This window comes from Microlunatus sagamiharensis (assembly GCF_900105785.1).
GTDB lineage: Bacteria > Actinomycetota > Actinomycetes > Propionibacteriales > Propionibacteriaceae > Microlunatus > Microlunatus sagamiharensis.
Genome location: NZ_LT629799.1, coordinates 1,040,097 through 1,058,197 on the forward strand (window position 1 = coordinate 1,040,097; position 18,101 = coordinate 1,058,197).

Consider the following 18,101-nt stretch of genomic DNA (forward strand, 5'->3'; position numbering starts at 1 on the left):
TTGGCGACCGTGAGCGACGTGCTGGACGAGCTGAAGTGGCGGGGCCTGCTGGCCAACTCGACGGACGAGGAGGCGCTCGGCGCGCACCTCGACGCGGGGCCGGTGACCTTCTACGTCGGCTTCGACCCGACCGCGCCGAGCCTGCACTTCGGCAACCTGGTGCAGCTCGTCGTGGCCCGCATCTTCCAGCGCGCGGGACACCGGCCGCTGCTGCTGGTGGGTGGTTCCACGGGGATGATCGGCGACCCCAAGGAGTCGGGGGAGCGCGTCCTCAGCAGTCCGGAGGTGGTCGCCGCCCGGGTGGAGCGGATCCGGACGCAGGTGGCGCGGTTCATCGACCTCGAGGGCCCGGAGGCGGCCCGGCTGGTGAACAACCTCGACTGGACGGGCCCGATGTCGGTCCTGACCTTCCTGCGCGACATCGGCAAGCACTTCCCGGTCAACCGCATGCTGGCCCGCGACGTGGTGCGCAACCGGCTGGAGGAGGGGATCTCCTACACCGAGTTCTCCTACGTGCTGCTGCAGTCGATGGACTACCTCGAGCTGTTCCGCAGCCACGGCTGCACGCTCCAGTTCGGGGGGAGCGACCAGTGGGGGAACATCACCGCCGGCGTCGAGCTCGTACGCCGCGCCGAGGGGGAGCGGGTGCACGCGCTCGCGACACCGCTGCTGACCAAGGCCGACGGGACCAAGTTCGGGAAGACGGAGAGCGGCACCGTGTGGCTCGACGCGGAGATGACGTCGCCGTACGCCTTCCACCAGTTCTTCCTCCAGGCCGAGGACGAGAAGGTCGTCGACTACCTCAAGGTCTTCTCCCCGCGGGGGAGGGACGAGATCGCCGAGCTCGAGCGGCAGGTCCGGGAGGAGCCCCACCGCCGGGCGGCCCAGCGGGCGCTGGCCGACGACGTGACGGCGCTCGTGCACGGGGAGGCCGAGCGGGACGCGGCCGTGGCTGCCGGGCAGGCGCTGTTCGGGCAGCACGACCTGGCCGAGCTGCCCGAGTCGGTGCTGAGCGGCGTGGTGTCCGAGCTGGGTGGGGTCGAGATCGACGTCGACGCCGGGTGGCCCAGCGTGGCCGAGGTCCTGCAGGCCGGGGGAGTGGTCGCGAGCCGGTCCGCGGGACGCCGCGCGGCGAGCGAGGGTGGTGCCTACCTCAACAACCGCCGGGCGTCGGACGGCGACGCCCCCCTCACGCCGGAGGACCTCCTGCACGGGCGGTGGGTCATCGTCCGACGGGGCAAGCGGACGGTGGGCGCGGTTACCATCGCCGGCGCCTGAACCGAAGCCGGGAGGGCTCTGGAGCGGTGTGAGAACGCCCACCGCTCAGGAGTTGCGAGGGCTGTCATCTGGGCGTAATGTTCTTTCTCGCCCCCCGGGGCAGCGAACGAGCAAGGCAGGGACTTTCGGGTCTTGGCTGGGATTCGGTCGGAACCGGGTGGGACCCACTGGGCAGGTCTGGTCCGGATTGGTGTGCGCTCTTGTCGAGCCCATCGTGTCCGGTGCTGGGGTGTGTCTGGTGGGGGTCGGTGGGGGCGGATTTGATTCGCTGAGGCTGATCGGGTAATGTTTTCCGAGTTGCCTCAAGCAGATCTGGAAGGGTCTGTGCGGTGTGCGAGCGAAGTTTGAGAACTCAACAGCGTGCTTAAAAGTCAATGCCAAATAGCACTATCGAACCCGTGCCCTGGCTTGCTTCTCCACTGATGTGGGGTGGTTTGGTTGGGGGCGGTTCCTTTGAGATTGATTGTTGATTGACCCAGCAATGGGTCCATGTCATGGTCGATTCTCGTTGTTTGTGACGATTCACTGCAGGCGCTCTTCGGGGTGGTTGTGGTTGTCGATATTTTTCAACGGAGAGTTTGATCCTGGCTCAGGACGAACGCTGGCGGCGTGCTTAACACATGCAAGTCGAACGGTAAGGCTCCTTCGGGAGTACACGAGTGGCGAACGGGTGAGTAACACGTGAGCAACCTGCCCTTGACTTTGGGATACCAGCTGGAAACAGCTGCTAATACCGGATACGACCCCTTGACGCATGTCCGGGGGTGGAAAGCTCCGGCGGTCAGGGATGGGCTCGCGGCCTATCAGCTTGTTGGTGAGGTAATGGCTCACCAAGGCTTCGACGGGTAGCCGGCCTGAGAGGGCGACCGGCCACACTGGGACTGAGATACGGCCCAGACTCCTACGGGAGGCAGCAGTGGGGAATATTGCACAATGGGCGCAAGCCTGATGCAGCAACGCCGCGTGCGGGATGACGGCCTTCGGGTTGTAAACCGCTTTCAGTAGGGACGAAGCTAACGTGACGGTACCTACAGAAGAAGGACCGGCTAACTACGTGCCAGCAGCCGCGGTGATACGTAGGGTCCGAGCGTTGTCCGGAATTATTGGGCGTAAAGGGCTTGTAGGCGGTCCGTCGCGTCAGGAGTGAAAACTCGGGGCTTAACCCCGAGCCTGCTTTTGATACGGGCGGACTAGAGGGATGCAGGGGAGAACGGAATTCCTGGTGGAGCGGTGGAATGCGCAGATATCAGGAGGAACACCGGTGGCGAAGGCGGTTCTCTGGGCATCACCTGACGCTGAGAAGCGAAAGCGTGGGGAGCAAACAGGCTTAGATACCCTGGTAGTCCACGCCGTAAACGGTGGGCACTAGGTGTGGGGGACATTCCACGTTCTCCGTGCCGAAGCTAACGCATTAAGTGCCCCGCCTGGGGAGTACGGCCGCAAGGCTAAAACTCAAAGGAATTGACGGGGGCCCGCACAAGCGGCGGAGCATGCGGATTAATTCGATGCAACGCGAAGAACCTTACCTGGGTTTGACATACACCGGAAAGCTGCAGAGATGTAGCCCCCGCAAGGTCGGTGTACAGGTGGTGCATGGCTGTCGTCAGCTCGTGTCGTGAGATGTTGGGTTAAGTCCCGCAACGAGCGCAACCCTCGTCCTATGTTGCCAGCACGTAATGGTGGGGACTCATAGGAGACTGCCGGGGTCAACTCGGAGGAAGGTGGGGATGACGTCAAGTCATCATGCCCCTTAAGTCCAGGGCTTCACGCATGCTACAATGGCCGGTACAAAGGGCTGCGATACCGCAAGGTGGAGCGAATCCCAAAAAGCCGGTCTCAGTTCGGATTGGGGTCTGCAACTCGACCCCATGAAGTCGGAGTCGCTAGTAATCGCAGATCAGCAACGCTGCGGTGAATACGTTCCCGGGCCTTGTACACACCGCCCGTCAAGTCATGAAAGTCGGTAACACCCGAAGCCGGTGGCCCAACCCTTGTGGAGGGAGCCGTCTAAGGTGGGACTGGCGATTAGGACTAAGTCGTAACAAGGTAGCCGTACCGGAAGGTGCGGCTGGATCACCTCCTTTCTAAGGAGCTCTATGGCGCAGACCTTTCGGGGTGTTCGTCCATCGCTGGTTGGTGAAGCGTTCGTCTTCACGCCGGCGGCTCTGGAATGTGGAACATTGACCATTAAGCCGATGCGCGATCGCGTTCGTCAGTACAGCTCATGCTTCTTCGGAAGGGTGGGAGTGGAACCCCGAGCGGGTGAGTGGGTCGGCCCGGGCACGCTGTTGGGTCCTGAAATTTCGGTCGCCTAACCTCTTCGGGGGTTGTCGCCGGGTTTCAGTGCGGACCAGTGCCGGCCACATGCGTGTGGTCGGGCTGCGCTACCGCCCGTGTGTTGAGAACTTCACAGTGGACGCGAGCATCTTTGTAGTAACAACAAGCTACTAAGGGCAATCGGTGGATGCCTAGGCACCAAGAGCCGATGAAGGACGTCGTAACCTGCGATAAGCCCCGGGGAGCTGGTAAACGAGCTTCGATCCGGGGATCTCCGAATAGGGAAACCTCGAAAGAAACCGGAGTAATGTCCGGCGACCTCCGCCTGAACACATAGGGCGGTTGGAGGGAACGTGGGGAAGTGAAACATCTCAGTACCCACAGGAACAGAAAACAACAGTGATTCCGTCAGTAGTGGCGAGCGAACGCGGAAGAGGCCAAACCGTATGTGTGTGATAGCTGACAGGCGTTGCATGTGCGGTGTTGTGGGGCCATTCTGATCGGGCTGTCATCCGGTCGAGCAGTCAAAAATGACACATGAAGTCGAAGCGGTCTGGGAAGACGCGGCACAGAAGGTAACACCCCTGTAGACGTAAGTGTGTCACTGCTGAGTGTCACCCCAAGTAGCAGCCAACCCCTGAAATTGGCTGTGAATCCGGCGGGACCACCCGCTAAGCCTAAATACTCCTTGGTGACCGATAGCGGACAAGTACCGTGAGGGAAAGGTGAAAAGTACCCCGGGAGGGGAGTGAAATAGTACCTGAAACCGATTGCCTACAATCCGTCGGAGCTGAGCCGCAAGGCGAGGTGACGGCGTGCCTTTTGAAGAATGAGCCTGCGAGTTAGTGGTATGTGGCGAGGTTAACCCGTGTGGGGAAGCCGTAGCGAAAGCAAGTCCGAATAGGGCGCCGAGTCGCATGCTCTAGACCCGAAGCGGAGTGATCTATCCATGGCCAGGGTGAAGCGACGGTAAGACGTCGTGGAGGCCCGAACCCACCAGGGTTGAAAACCTGGGGGATGAGCTGTGGATAGGGGTGAAAGGCCAATCAAACTCCGTGATAGCTGGTTCTCCCCGAAATGCATATAGGTGCAGCGTCGCGTGTTTCTTGCCGGAGGTAGAGCACTGGATAGTCTAGGGGGCCCACAAGCTTACCGAAATTAGCCAAACTCCGAATGCCGGTAAGTGAGAGCGCGGCAGTGAGACTGCGGGCGATAAGGTTCGTAGTCGAGAGGGAAACAGCCCAGAACACCAGCTAAGGCCCCTAAGCGGTTGCTAAGTGGAAAAGGATGTGGAGTTGCGGAGACAACCAGGAGGTTGGCTTGGAAGCAGCCACCCTTGAAAGAGTGCGTAATAGCTCACTGGTCAAGTGATTCTGCGCCGACAATTTAGCGGGGCTCAAGCAATCCGCCGAAGCTGTGTCATTCACATATCACCCTCGATTCGTCGCAGGGGTGTGGATGGGTAGGGGAGCGTCGTGTGCGCGATGAAGCGGCAGGGTGACCTAGCCGTGGAGAGCACACGAGTGAGAATGCAGGCATGAGTAGCGAATGAGGAGTGAGAAACTCCTCCACCGAAAGACCAAGGGTTCCAGGGTCAAGCTAATCTGCCCTGGGTAAGTCGGGACCTAAGGCGAGGCCGACAGGCGTAGTCGATGGACAACGGGTTGATATTCCCGTACCGGCGCTAGCACGATCATGCCGAGGCGAGCGATGCTAAGCACGCAAGTCGCATGGATCCTTCGGGTGATGTGTCGATGAGTCTGCGAACCAGACTTGTATTAGGCAAGCTGCGGAGGGACGCAGGAAGGTAGCTCATCCCGGGCGATGGTATCCGCAAGGTGATCCCGGGCTAAGTGTGTAGGGCGAGGTGTAGGTAAATCCGCATCTCATATGGCCTGAGACATGACGGCTGGTCGGCCTACGGGCCGGCGAGTGAGTGATCCTATGCTGCCTAGAAAATCTTCGTGAGCGAGTTCTAGAGCCGCCCGTACCCTAAACCGACTCAGGTGGTCAGGTAGAGAATACCAAGGTGATCGAGATAACCGTGGTTAAGGAACTCGGCAAAATGCCCCCGTAACTTCGGGATAAGGGGGGCCGGACGCGTTTGCCAGACTTGCTCTGGAGAGCGTGAAAGGCCGCAGAGACCAGGCCCAAGCGACTGTTTACTAAAAACACAGGTCCGTGCCAAGTCGTAAGACGATGTATACGGACTGACGCCTGCCCGGTGCTGGAACGTTAAGGGGAACTGTTAGCTGTGAGGCGAAGCGGTGAACTTAAGCGCCAGTAAACGGCGGTGGTAACTATAACCATCCTAAGGTAGCGAAATTCCTTGTCGGGTAAGTTCCGACCTGCACGAATGGCGTAACGACTTGGGCGCTGTCTCGACCACGGACTCGGCGAAATTGCACTACGAGTAAAGATGCTCGTTACGCGCAGCAGGACGGAAAGACCCCGGGACCTTCACTATAGTTTGGTATTGGTGTTCGGTACAGCTTGTGTAGGATAGGTGGGAGACTGTGAAGCGGCGACGCCAGTTGTCGTGGAGTCAACGTTGAAATACCACTCTGGTTGTTCTGGATATCTAACCTAGGTCCATCATCTGGATCAGGAACAGTGCCTGATGGGTAGTTTGACTGGGGCGGTCGCCTCCCAAAAGGTAACGGAGGCGCCCAAAGGTTCCCTCAGCCTGGTTGGCAATCAGGTTTCGAGTGTAAGTGCACAAGGGAGCTTGACTGTGAGAGGGACACCTCGAGCAGGGACGAAAGTCGGGACTAGTGATCTGACGGTGGCATGTGGAAGCGCCGTCACTCAACGGATAAAAGGTACCCCGGGGATAACAGGCTGATCTTGCCCGAGCGTCCATAGCGACGGCATGGTTTGGCACCTCGATGTCGGCTCGTCGCATCCTGGGGCTGGAGTCGGTCCCAAGGGTTGGGCTGTTCGCCCATTAAAGCGGCACGCGAGCTGGGTTTAGAACGTCGTGAGACAGTTCGGTCCCTATCCGCTGCGCGCGTAGGAGTCTTGAGGAGGGCTGTCCTTAGTACGAGAGGACCGGGACGGACGAACCTCTGGTGTGCCAGTTGTTCTGCCAAGAGCACGGCTGGTTGGCTACGTTCGGAAGTGATAACCGCTGAAAGCATCTAAGCGGGAAGCACGCTCCAAGATGAAGGCTCCCACAGGATAGCCTGGTAAGGCCCCCAGCAGAACACTGGGTGATAGGTCGGATGTGGAAGCACAGCAATGTGTGGAGCTGACCGATACTAATAGGCCGAGGGCTTGTTTACTACAAAGATGCTACGCGTCCACTGTGAGGTCTCTCGAGACACGGTCGAAAGACCAGTCTCGATCGAGATCTAATCTTTGATCGGTGATTGGTTTCGCACCTACATCTCCATAGAGTTTCGGTGATCACAGCGACAGGGAAACACCCGGATCCATTCCGAACCCGGAAGTTAAGCCTTTCAGCGCCGATGGTACTGCACGGGGGACCGTGTGGGAGACTAGGACGTCGCCGGACAACACACACACCTCAGGGTCAACCATTCGTGGTTGACCCTGAGGTATTTGTGCGTCTACTTCCAACTCCAATTCCGAATGCCGCGTGCGCAGATCGTCGGCGGTGACGGGATGAGTGGGGACTCTCCCTGAGCTTGTCGAAGGGCTGCGAAGGGCCAGTGTTCGATGTCGAAGCACTTCTCTTCGTCACTGCGTTGTCCCAAGCCTCAGCGCCTCGGGGCGAAGCCACGAGGGGAGCTACGGAGGGATTTGGTTTCATCCCGACAGCTCCTACGTCCACTGTGCGAACCACAAAGCGCCGGCGACCCGAAGGTCGACCGGCGCTTCGTGCGTTCTAGGGAGCTCAGCGGGCGAAGGACGGAACCTCGAAGTGGTCATGCAGCACCTCGGTGTAGCGCGCCATCAGGGCGTCCGCGGCCGTCACATCGGCGTCCGTGGGGTCGTAGCGACCGGCCACCGGCACGCGCCACTCCGGGAGCTCACCGCTGAGCGCCCAGGCGGCCTGACGCGCGGCACCCACGGCCACGCTCTCGAACGCCTCCGTCACCACGACCGGCAGGCCGAAGACGCTGGTGGCGATGCGGCGTACGGCCTCCGACTGCGAGGCCCCACCGGTCAGGGTGATCGCCGAGATCTCACCGGTCTGCTGACGCAGGACGTCCACGCCGTAAGCCAGGCTCCACAGCACGCCCTCGATGGCCGCACGGGCGAGGTTGGCGGGCTTCATGCTCGACAGCGTGAGGCCGACGAGCTCGCCGGTGGCCTCGGGCAGCGACGGCGTCCGTTCTCCCTCGAGGAAGGGCAGGAACACCAGACCACCGCTGCCGGCGGGCGCCGACAGGGCCAGGCGTGCGAGCTCGTCGAGCGAGACCCCGAGCACCTCGGCGGTGGCGACGAGGTTGCGTGCCCCGTTGAGCGTGCAGACCAGGGGGAGGAACTCGCCCGTGGCGTCCGCGAAGCCGGCGACCGTCCCGCTCGGCTCGTGCGTCGGGGTGGTGCTCCGGGTGAAGGCGGTCCCGCTGGTCCCCAGGGACACGACGGCGGAACCGGACTCGAGCCCGAGACCCAGGCCGGCGGCCATGTTGTCCCCGGTGCCGGCGGCGATGGCGATGCCGTCGGGGGTGTGCCCGACGATCTCGGCCGGCGAGGCAACCCGGGGCAGCTCGACGGAGCGGCCCAGGGCGCGCTGCACCAGGTCGTCCCGGTACTCCCCGTCGGACGCGTCGTAGTAGCAGGTGCCCGAGGCGTCGCCCCGGTCCGTGACGGGCGCGAACGAGCGGCCGCCGAGCTCCCAGGTCAGGTAGTCGTGGGGGAGGATCACCGACGCCACACGCTTGGCGGTCTCGGGCTCGGCGCGGGCGAGCCAGCGCAGCTTGGTGACCGTCATCGACGCGAGGGGCACCGTCCCGACCGCGTCGGCCCAGGCCTGACCTCCGCCCAGCTCGTCGACCAGGTCGCGGGCGTCCTGCGCGGAACGGGTGTCGTTCCACAGCAGCGCGTCACGGACGAGGCCGCCCTGCTCGTCGAGCGTGACCATCCCGTGCTGCTGCCCGCCGACCGCGATCGCCTCGACGTCCTCGAGGAGACCCGGGGTGCTCGCGGCCTTCCGGTACGCGTCCCACCACGCCGCCGCCGACACCTCGGTGCCCTCGGGGTGCGAGGCGCGACCGGAGCGGACGACCTCGCCCGTCTCGGCGTCGCAGACCACGATCTTGACCGACTGGGTGGACGAGTCCACCCCTGCGACCAACGTCAACTTCTTCGTCCTCTCCTGGTGACGGCCACGGACCGTCGGTCGGTGCACGGGATGCCATGCTCGCTGAGCTCGGAGACCAGCGACGGTGCGGGGTCTCCGGCGACGACGACGCGCTCGACCTCGTCGAGCCCGGCGAAGGTGACGAACGAGCGCCGCCCCAGCGCGGCACCCTCGGCGAGGGCCACCACGCGTGTCCCGGCGGCGACCTCGGCCTGGGACACGGCGGCGGCGGCCGGCGACGGCTGACTCAGCCCGTCCGGCGTGACTCCCGCCGGGCAGACCACGCTGACGTCGGTGTGGAGACGGTGGAGCTCGGTCAGCGCCCAGTCGCCCTCCTGCGCGTGGGTGCTCGGGCTCACCGTGCCGCCGATGTTGTAGACGGAGACCTGCGAGACCCGTGCCAGCAGCAGCGCGACGTCGAGGGAGCTCGTCACCACCGTGAGCTCGTCCTCCGGCGGGTCGTTGACCATCACCTGCGCCAGCTCGAGGGTGAGGCGCCCGGTCCCCAGCAGCAGGGTCCCCGTCCGCGGGAGTTCGCTCCACAGGCAGTCGAGCAGCTCGCGGTCCTCGGAGGCGACCACGGCGGGGGCGCTCGCGGCGCCGGGCAGGGCCGGCGTGCCGGCCAGCTCCGGCTCGATCTGCACGGCGCCGCCGTGCACCCGCAGCAGCAGCCCGCGGGACTCCAGCACGCGGAGGTCGCGGCGGATCGTCTCCTGCGCCACGGACAGACGGGCGGCGGCGTCGCCGACGTCGAGCCGGCCCTCGGCGTCCAGCCAGATGAGCATGCGCTCGAAGCGCTGCTCGGGTCCGAGCGTCGCCACCTGGCCGTCACCGGCTCGTCGCGTCGTCATGGAACGGCGCCTCCTCGAGCCAGTCCGGTGCGGCCGTCGGTCGTGGGACCCGGCTCCGCGGAGGACGAGCGTACGCCGACGGCACGCGGCTGACCGAAGCGTCCCGGTCCGGTGCCCGACTCGTTTGACCTGCGAGGATGACGGCCCCGGGACGCGAGGCACGAGGAGGTGACGGCGCTGACCAGGTACCCGCCGGAACGGCAGCGCGCCATCGCCGACTTCCTGCTCGCGCAGGAGGACCGCCGTGCGACCGTGACCCAGATCAGCGAGCACCTCGAGGTCACGACCGAGACAGTCCGGCGCGACCTCGACACGCTCGAGCGTCGAGGGCTGCTCCGCCGCGTCCGCGGTGGGGCCCAGCTGCTCGACGCGGTCCCGTTCGAGGTCGCGCTGGCCGCCCGTCACGCCGAGCAGCACGAGGACAAGCGGCGCATCGCCACCCGGCTCGCCGAGGAGCTGCCGCACGACGGCGTGCTCGTCCTCGACTCCGGCTCGCTCACCCTCTTCGCCGCGCAGGCCGTGCCGCGCGACGCGGTCCTCACCGTCGTCACCAACAACCTGCCGGCGGCGCGCCACCTCGCCGACCACCCCGGCGTGCAGGTGATCACCCTGCCGGGCATGGTGCGCGGGCTCACGAGCGCTGCGGTCGACGCCTGGACCAGCCGGCGCCTGCAGTCGCTCACCGTGGACGTCGCTGTCGTCGGCGTCAACGGCATGAGCGCTGCGCAGGGCCTGACCACGACCAACCCCGAGGAGGCCTCCGCCAAGCGGGCCATGCTCCTCAGCGCCCGCCGGCGGATCGTGCCCGTCATCTCCGGCAAGCTCGGGCGCAACTCGTTCTGCTCGTTCGCCGCGGTCTCCGAGCTCGACCTGGTGCTGACCGACGCCGCGGCGCCGGACACGATCATCGCCGAGCTGGCCGCCGCCGGCCCGGAGGTCGTGGTCGTCGGCTAGGACCTTCCGACCCGGGACCCGCCGTGCCAGCAGCCACGACCCGTGGCTGCGACCCCGGTCCTCGTCGGACGTGGTGTCACCACCTCCCCGGGTCAGGGAGGATGGTGCGGTGGTGGAGGAGAGTCGTCCGAACGATCAGGGCCGCGACGGAAGTCGTGGCGGGAGCCGTGGCGAGGGTCGCGGTGGCGGCCGCGGCGGTGGTCGCGGCGCGGGTGACCGTTCCGGCGGACGCGGCTACGGCGGTCGTGACGCCGGCCGCGGGCAGGGCCGACCGCCCGGGCAGGGCGGCGACCGCCCCTGGAGCGGGCGCGACGAGCGGCCCCGCAGCGGCGGGCAGCGCGACGAGCGCCCGCGCTACGACCGTGGGGCCGGCGGCGACCAGCGCGGCGAGCGTCCGCGCTACGACCGGCCTCAGCGTGACGACCGGCCTCAGCGTGACGACCGGCCTCAGCGTGACGACCGGCCCCAGCGTGACGACCGTCCTCGCTACGAGGGGTCTCGGGGCGACGACCGTCCCCGCGACGACCGTGGGGCCGGTGGCGACCAGCGGGGCGACCGTCCTCGGTACGACCGTCCTCGGTACGACCGTCCGCAGCGCGACGACCGTCCTCGCTACGATCGGTCCCAGAGCGACGACCGTCCCCGCTACGACCGTGGTCCCGCTGGAGATCAGGGCGGTGGTGGGCGTGGTCGTGACGACCGTCCGCAGCGGGACGACCGTCCGCGCTACGACCGTCCGCAGCGCGATGAGCGCCCCCGCTACGACCGGTCTCAGGGCGACGACCGTCCCCGCTACGACCGTGGTCAAGGTGGCGACCAGCGTGGTGGTGGGCGTGGCCGGGACGACCGTCCGCAGCGGGACGACCGTCCTCGCTACGAGGGGTCCCGGGGCGACGACCGTCCGCGCTACGACCGTCTGCAGCGTGACGACCGTCCCCGCTACGACCGCGGCGCCGGCGGCGACCAGCGGGGCGAGCGTCCCCGCTACGACAATCCGCAGCGGGACGACCGGCCTCGATCCGACCGTCCGCAGCGTGACGACCCTCCGCGTTACGAGCGCGCCCAGGGCGACGACCGTCGGAGGGAGCGCCCGCGCTTCGACCGTGACCAGCGCGACGACCGACGCCGTCCGGCGGGCGATCGCCCGTTCTCGGGTGGACCGCGCGCGGACCGGTCGGGCGACGACCGCCGTGGCGGCGACCGGCCCTTCGGTCAGCGCGGGGGCGGCGCCGGTGGCGGTCGTCCCACCGGTGCTCGTGGCGACGACCGCCGTGGCGGGGCCGACCGTCCGCCGCCACGTCCGGGCCTGGCCCGTCGACCCGACGAGCCGGACGTTCCTCAGGGCGTCGACGTCCGCACGCTGAACCGCGCGGTGCGCGCCGAGCTGAGGGGTCTGCCCAAGGAGCTCGAGGAGATCGTGGCGGGCCACCTCGTCGCGGCGGGCGAGCTGATCGACACCGACCCGAAGCTGGCGTACGCGCACGCCGAGGCCGCGCGGCGGCGCGCCGCCCGGCTCCCGGTGGTCCGCGAGGCCGCCGCGGAGACGGCGTACGCGGCGGGGGAGTACGCGGCGGCGCTCTCGGAATACCGCGCTCTGCGGCGGATGACCGGGGCGCCGGACTACCTGCCGGTGATGGCCGACTGCGAGCGTGCGCTGGGCAACCCGCAGCGCGCGCTGACGCTCTCCCGCGAGGCCGCCGACCTCGACCTGCCGCCGGCGCTGCGCGTCGAGATGACGATCGTCGCCGCCGGTGCTCGCGCCGACCTCGGGCAGCAGGCCGAGGCGGTCCGGATGCTGCGTCAGGCCGTGGCGGCACCGGCTCCCGCCCGCACCGAGTCGCTCCAGGGCCGGGGTGCCGCCTCCGCGCGGCAGGAGGAGCAGCAGGCCGCCGCGCGGCTCCGCTACGCCTTCGCCGACGCGCTGCTGCAGACCGGGGCGACCGAGGAGGCGCGCCGCATGTTCGCCGAGGCCGCCCGGCGCGACCCCGAGCAGCTGACCGACGCGCAGCAGCGGGTCGACGAGCTCGACGGACTGACCCTCGACCTCGAGGAGCTGGAGCTCGACGACCTCGACGGCGACCTCGAGGATGACGACGAGGAGTCCGACGACGAGGAGTCCGACGAGTCCGACGACGAGGAGTCCGACGACGAGCACGACTCTGACGACGCCGACGAGGACGACGCCGACGAGGACGACGCCGACGCGGACGACGCCGACCACGAGAACGACGACCTGGAGGCCATCGAGCCGACCGACGGGCGTGGCTGAGGTGACCGAGGCGGTCGGGGCGACGGGGTCGCCTGCGCTGGTGGACGCGTACGACGGGGTCCTCTTCGACCTCGACGGCGTCATCTACCTGGGCCCGGTCGCGGTGCCCGGGGCCCCGCCCGCGCTGGCGGGCCTGCGTGAGCGCGGCGTCCCCGTCGGGTTCGTGACGAACAACGCCGCCCGGACGCCCGGTGCGGTCGCGGAGCACCTGACCGAGCTCGGCATCCCGGCGGAGCGGAGCGACGTGGTCACGTCGGCCCAGGCCGGGGCGCAGGTCCTGCGCCACGACCTGCCCGCCGGCACCAAGGTCCTGCTCGTCGGCGGCGACGGCGTCCGCGAGGCGCTCGCCGAGGCCGGGCTGAGCGCCGTCGAGTCGGCCGACGACGAGCCGGTCGCGGTGCTGCAGGGCTACGGCGTCGACCTCACCTGGCAGCAGCTCATCGAGGCGTCGATCGCGATCAACCGCGGCGCCCGCTGGGTCGCGACCAACGACGACCCGACGCGTCCGACCGACCGGGGCCTCGTGCCCGGCAACGGTGCGGCGGTGCAGGCCGTGCGCCTCGCGGTCACCGTCGACCCGGAGGTCGCGGGCAAGCCCTACCGCCCGCTGCTCGACGAGACGATCGCCCGCCTCGGCGTGCACCGGCCGCTCTTCGTCGGCGACCGGCTGGACACCGACATCGCCGGGGCCGTCAACGCGGGGCTCGACGGGATGCTGGTGCTCAGTGGGTCCCACGGACCGGCCGACCTGCTCGTGGCCGGACCCGGGACGCGGCCCACGCACCTCGGCCTCGACGCGGGCGCGCTGCTCCAGCCGGAGCGGTCCGTGACGCTCGACGGCGACCGGGCCTGCTGCGGGAGCGCGGTCGCCCGGGTCGAGGACGGCCGGCTCCTGCTCGAGGGCGACCCGCCGACGACGGCCCAGGGCTGGGCCGAGGCGACCTGGGCGGCCGCGCACCTGGCCTGGCGCGCGATGGACGAGGGGCACCCGCTCGACCTCACGGCCGTGCTCCCGGTCCTCGCCCGTCCCTCGTCCTAGACTCCCGACGTGCCTGCGTACCGGTCGCTGTTCTCGGGGTTCGCGCAGCTGGCCGAGGAGGTCGGCCAGGCCAGCCGCGCCAACCGCGAGCTCTTCGAGCAGCTCGTCTCGGCCGAGGTCGGTCGCGTCGCCGCGCGCCTGGGGATCGTCCCGGCGACGGAGCTCCACGAGGCCCGCGAGCGTCTCGACGAGGCCCGCTCCGAGCTCGCCGAGCTGCGTCTCGACCTGGAGGACCTGCAGGTGCGCCTCGCGACGCTGGAGGCCACCCGCAACGGTGGCTCCGGGGGCCCGGCGTGAGCGAGAGCGCGGGCAGCGAGCAGACCGACGCCCCGGAGGCGCCGCACACCGGCGACCAGCGCGTCGACGACGCCTTGCGCGGCGTGGCCGGCCTCGACCGGACGCCCGTGGACGAGCACGCCGAGCTCCTCGCGGACGCCCACGGGGCGCTGCAGGAGGTGCTCCGGCACCCCACCGAACCGCAACCGTGACCCCGGTGCGGCTCGACCGGGCGCTCGTGGAGCGCGGGCTCGCCCGGTCGCGCGGCCAGGCCCAGGAGCTGATCCGGGCGGGGCGCGTCACGCTCGCGGGCCGCTCGGACCTGCGGGCCTCCGACCCGGTGGGCGAGCAGGACCAGCTGGAGGCACGTACCGACCCTTACGTCTCCCGCGCGGCCCACAAGCTGCTGGGCGCGTTTTCCGACCTCGACCTGGACGCGCGGGTCGCCGGGGTGTCCCGGGCGCTCGACGCGGGCTCCTCCACGGGCGGCTTCACGCAGGTGCTGCTCGAGCGGGGGGTGGAGGAGGTCCACGCCGTCGACGTCGGCACCGACCAGCTGGCCCCGCGGCTCCGCGACGACCCGCGCGTGCACGTCCACGAGCAGACCAACCTGCGCGACCTGACGCCGGCGCTCCTGGGCGATCGGCCCGTCGACCTCGTCGTCGCCGACGTGTCCTTCATCTCGCTGACGCTGCTGCTCGAGCGGTTCGCGGCGGTCTCGGCGGCCGACGGCTGGTGGCTGCTGATGGTCAAGCCGCAGTTCGAGGTCGGCCGCGCGGCGCTCGGCCCCGGGGGCGTCGTGCGGGACCCGGACCTGCACCGCCGGGCCGTCGACGACGTCGCCGCGGCGGCCTCCGCACTGGGCTGGCACGTGCAGGCGCTCGCGCCCAGCCGCCTGCCGGGGCCGGCGGGCAACCGCGAGTTCTTCGTGCACCTGGGCCGCGCGGCGGGCGTCGGCCCGGGACCGGCGTGGGAGTCCTCCCTATGCTGACGCGGTGACGACCGCTCCCGGCTCGCAGCGCCGTGTCGCCGTGCTGACCCACATGGGCCGCCCGACGGCGATCGATGCCGCCACCCGGCTCATCCAGGGCCTGCACGCCTCGGGCGTGACCAGCCTCCTGCCGGCCGGCGACGAGCAGTGCCTGCCCCGACCGCTCGCCGACACCGTCGAGCCGCTCGGGTCGCCGACCGACGCGTCGCCGGAGATCGAGCTGATGGTGGTGCTCGGCGGCGACGGGTCGATCCTGCGCGGCACCGAGTGGGTGCTGCAGGCCGACCTGCCGCTGCTCGGGGTCAACCTCGGCCACGTCGGCTTCCTCGCCGAGGCGGAGTCCTCCGAGATCGACAGCATCGTCACCCGCATCGTCGACCGCTCGTACGCGGTGGAGCAGCGCTCGACCATCGAGGTCACCCTGCGCGACTGCGACAGCGGCGACGTGGTCTGGTCCTCCTACGCGGTCAACGAGGTCTCGGTCGAGAAGGCCGCGCGCGAGCGCATGGTCGAGGTGCTCGTCGAGGTCGACGGGCGCCCGCTCTCGCGCTGGGCCTGCGACGGGGTGCTGATGGCCACCCCGACGGGGTCGACGGCGTACGCCTTCTCCGCGGGCGGCCCGGTGATCTGGCCGAACGTCGACGCGCTGCTCGTGGTCCCGCTCAGCGCGCACGCCCTGTTCTCCCGGCCCCTGGTGCTCGGGCCCACGTCGCGCGTGGTCATGCAGCTCATCGACCGCTCCCAGACCGAGGGCGTCGTCTGGTGCGACGGGCGGCGCTCGGCCGAGCTGCGCGCCGGGCTGCAGATCGAGGTGCAGCAGGGCAGCCACCGGCTGCTGCTCGCGCGGCTGTCGGAGGCCCCCTTCACCGACCGGCTCGTGAACAAGTTCGGGCTGCGGGTCGAGGGCTGGCGCGGCCAGGCGGAGGACCGGGCCTCGGAGGAGGACCGCGAGACGATCCGCGGCCGCGAGGCGCGCCTCGACGACGACGAGCACGGCGACGGCGACCGGTCGGACGACCAGCGGGAGGGCGCCGCCCGGCGCCGCCCGGACGGCGTCCCCGACGTGGCCGACACGGGCCTGCGGTGATCTCCGAGCTCCGGATCCGCGACCTCGGCGTCATCAACGACGCCGTCGTCGAGCCCCACCCCGGCCTCACGGTCGTCACCGGGGAGACCGGCGCGGGCAAGACCATGATCGTCACCGGCATCGGACTGCTGCTCGGCGACCGCGCCGACCCGCGGGCCGTCCGCGTGGGCACCGCGCGGGCCGTGGTCGAGGGCCGCATCGTGGTGCCCGGCTCCGCGGCGCAGGCCGCCGACGGGACGGCGAGCGTCGTCGAGCGGGTCCGCGAGGCCGGCGGCGACCTCGACGAGGACGAGCTGCTCGTGGCCCGCCACATCACCGCCGCCGGGCGCTCGCGCGCCTTCCTCGGCGGCGCCCAGGTGCCCGTGTCGGTGTGCGCGGAGGTGACGACCGAGCTGGTCGCGATCCACGGCCAGTCCGAGCAGGTGCGGCTCTCGGCCTCCGGGCGCCAGCGCGAGCTCCTCGACGCGTACGCCGGCCCGGAGCTGGCGCGTGCGCTGGGGGAGTACCGCCGCCGCTGGGCCGAGCACCGTGCGGCGCGTGCCGAGCTGGACGCCCTGGTCGCCGCGAGCGCCGAGCGGGCCCGCGAGGTGGAGCTGCTGCGGTTCGGGCTCGAGCAGGTCGAGCAGGTCGGCCCGGAGCCGGCCGAGGACGTGTCGCTGGCCGCCGAGGCCACCCGGTTGCAGAACGCCGACGACCTGCGGCTCTCGGTCGGCGGCGCCCTCGCGGCGCTGTCCGGCGACCCCGACGACCCGGGCGACGCCGGCGGGGCCTCGGCGCTGCTCGCGGCCGCCCGGCGCAGCCTGGACCACGCGGCGGCCGACCCGGCGGTGGCCGCGCTGGCCACCCGGGTGGCGGAGGCGGCGTACCTGCTCGACGACGTCGGCTCCGACCTCGCCCGCTACCTCGACGACCTGGTGGCCGACCCGGCCCGGCTGGAGCAGGTCGCCGCACGGCGCTCGCAGCTCGCCGGCCTCACCCGGGCGTACGGGCCCACCGTCGACGACGCCCTGGCCTGGGCGGCGAACGCGTCGAGGCGGCTCGTCGAGCTCGAGGGCGGCGACGACCGGGTCGCGGAGCTGACTGCGGCGCTACAGGCGTCCGAGGCGGACCTGCGGACGCGCGCGGCCGGGCTGACCGAGCTGCGCACCGGGGCCGCCGAGGGCTTCGCCACCGCGGTCGCCGCCGAGCTGGGCGCGCTGGCGATGCCGCACGCCCGCCTGGCCTTCGCGGTGTCGCCAGCCGAGCTGGGCCCCTTCGGCGCCGACGCCGTCGACCTGCTCTTCGCGGCCAACCCCGGCAGCGAACCCCGCAGCCTGGGCAAGGTCGCCTCCGGCGGCGAGCTCTCCCGCGTCCGGCTCGCGCTCGAGGTCGTCCTCGCCGCGGACCGGCCCGGCGGCACGCTCGTCTTCGACGAGGTCGAGGCCGGCGTCGGCGGCCGCGTGGCCGTGGAGATCGGCCGCCGCCTCGCCGAGCTCGCCCGGCACAGCCAGGTCGTCGTCGTCACCCACCTCGCCCAGGTGGCCGCCTTCGCCGACCGCCACTTCGTCGTGGTCAAGGCCGACGACGGCCAGGTCACGACGAGCGGCGTGGTGCAGCTGCCCGAGGACGAGCGCCGCGCGGAGCTCGCGCGGATGATGGCCGGGATGGAGACGACCGACTCCGCGCTCGCGCACGCGGGCGAGCTGGTCGAGCTCGCCGCGGGGGCCCGGGCCGGAGCCCGCTAGGGCCGATCGCGCCCGTCGGGCCGTCGGCGCCGGGCGGGCCGTGTTCGTCCGGGCCGTCGGGGTGGCACCCGTGGGAGGATGAC

Annotated in this window: 12 protein-coding genes and 3 rRNA genes; 12 read left to right on the forward strand and 3 right to left on the reverse strand. The window is 69.2% G+C overall.

From position 1 onward, the window contains the following. The first annotated feature begins 9 nt into the window (after nt 1-9). The 4 genes from tyrS to rrf all read left to right on the forward strand — a co-directional run bounded on the left by tyrS (nt 10) and on the right by rrf (nt 7,072). Nucleotides 10-1,278, forward strand: a complete 1,269-nt coding sequence (gene tyrS / locus BLU42_RS04735) for a tyrosine--tRNA ligase (RefSeq protein WP_091079397.1) — start codon at nt 10-12, stop codon at nt 1,276-1,278. A 566-nt stretch (nt 1,279-1,844) separates the two neighbouring features. Beyond that, nucleotides 1,845-3,362 (forward strand): 16S ribosomal RNA (locus tag BLU42_RS04740). Nucleotides 3,363-3,715: 353 nt separating this feature from the next. Then, nucleotides 3,716-6,839 (forward strand): 23S ribosomal RNA (locus tag BLU42_RS04745). Between the two features lie 116 nt (nt 6,840-6,955). Next, nucleotides 6,956-7,072 (forward strand): 5S ribosomal RNA (gene rrf / locus BLU42_RS04750). The 16S, 23S and 5S rRNA genes sit together here, the layout of an rRNA operon. 342 nt (nt 7,073-7,414) lie before the next feature. Here rrf and xylB read toward each other — a convergent pair. After that, nucleotides 7,415-8,827: a xylulokinase gene (gene xylB, locus BLU42_RS04755; protein WP_091073475.1), complete on the reverse strand. Its 1,413-nt coding sequence runs from the start codon at nt 8,825-8,827 to the stop codon at nt 7,415-7,417. Next, entirely contained in the window at nt 8,824-9,678 is an 855-nt protein-coding gene (locus tag BLU42_RS04760; protein ID WP_091073476.1) for a DeoR/GlpR family DNA-binding transcription regulator, read from the reverse strand. The genes xylB and BLU42_RS04760 overlap by 4 nt, the downstream gene beginning before the upstream one ends. A 168-nt stretch (nt 9,679-9,846) precedes the next feature. Between BLU42_RS04760 and BLU42_RS04765 the strand changes: the two genes are divergently transcribed. Continuing rightward, on the forward strand, nt 9,847-10,632 hold the full coding sequence (locus BLU42_RS04765; protein WP_091073477.1) for a DeoR/GlpR family DNA-binding transcription regulator: 786 nt from the start codon (nt 9,847-9,849) through the stop codon (nt 10,630-10,632). A 76-nt stretch (nt 10,633-10,708) separates the two neighbouring features. On the opposite strand, the gene BLU42_RS04770 is transcribed toward BLU42_RS04765, so the two are convergent. Then, on the reverse strand, nt 10,709-12,061 hold the full coding sequence (locus BLU42_RS04770; protein ID WP_091073478.1) for a hypothetical protein: 1,353 nt from the start codon (nt 12,059-12,061) through the stop codon (nt 10,709-10,711). Here BLU42_RS04770 and BLU42_RS21285 point away from each other — a divergent pair. From BLU42_RS21285 to recN, 7 genes are read left to right on the forward strand one after another with little or no spacing between them, the layout of a single operon-like run. Further along, nucleotides 12,050-12,901 (forward strand): hypothetical protein, encoded by an 852-nt coding sequence (locus BLU42_RS21285; protein ID WP_157719767.1) that lies wholly within the window; start codon nt 12,050-12,052, stop codon nt 12,899-12,901. The two genes, BLU42_RS04770 and BLU42_RS21285, sit on opposite strands and share 12 nt — an antisense overlap. After that, on the forward strand, nt 12,894-13,940 hold the full coding sequence (locus BLU42_RS04780; RefSeq protein WP_231918443.1) for an HAD-IIA family hydrolase: 1,047 nt from the start codon (nt 12,894-12,896) through the stop codon (nt 13,938-13,940). Before BLU42_RS21285 ends, BLU42_RS04780 begins: the two co-directional genes overlap by 8 nt. Nucleotides 13,941-13,949: 9 nt before the next feature. Next, nucleotides 13,950-14,237, forward strand: coding sequence for a hypothetical protein (locus BLU42_RS04785; protein WP_091073480.1), 288 nt, complete (start codon nt 13,950-13,952; stop codon nt 14,235-14,237). Further along, nucleotides 14,234-14,428 carry a hypothetical protein gene (locus BLU42_RS04790; RefSeq protein WP_091073481.1) on the forward strand — a complete coding sequence of 65 codons (195 nt, stop codon included), beginning with the start codon at nt 14,234-14,236 and terminating at the stop codon, nt 14,426-14,428. The genes BLU42_RS04785 and BLU42_RS04790 overlap by 4 nt, the downstream gene beginning before the upstream one ends. A 5-nt stretch (nt 14,429-14,433) precedes the next feature. Beyond that, on the forward strand, nt 14,434-15,207 hold the full coding sequence (locus BLU42_RS04795) for a TlyA family RNA methyltransferase (protein ID WP_091079403.1): 774 nt from the start codon (nt 14,434-14,436) through the stop codon (nt 15,205-15,207). Nucleotides 15,208-15,211: 4 nt separating this feature from the next. Continuing rightward, the gene (locus tag BLU42_RS04800) at nt 15,212-16,294 is read left to right on the forward strand and encodes an NAD kinase (RefSeq protein ID WP_197680618.1); all 1,083 of its coding nucleotides are present in this window, start codon (nt 15,212-15,214) and stop codon (nt 16,292-16,294) included. Continuing rightward, the gene (gene recN, locus BLU42_RS04805) at nt 16,291-18,018 is read left to right on the forward strand and encodes a DNA repair protein RecN (RefSeq protein WP_172825752.1); all 1,728 of its coding nucleotides are present in this window, start codon (nt 16,291-16,293) and stop codon (nt 18,016-18,018) included. The genes BLU42_RS04800 and recN overlap by 4 nt, the downstream gene beginning before the upstream one ends. Nucleotides 18,019-18,101: the final 83 nt, after the last annotated feature.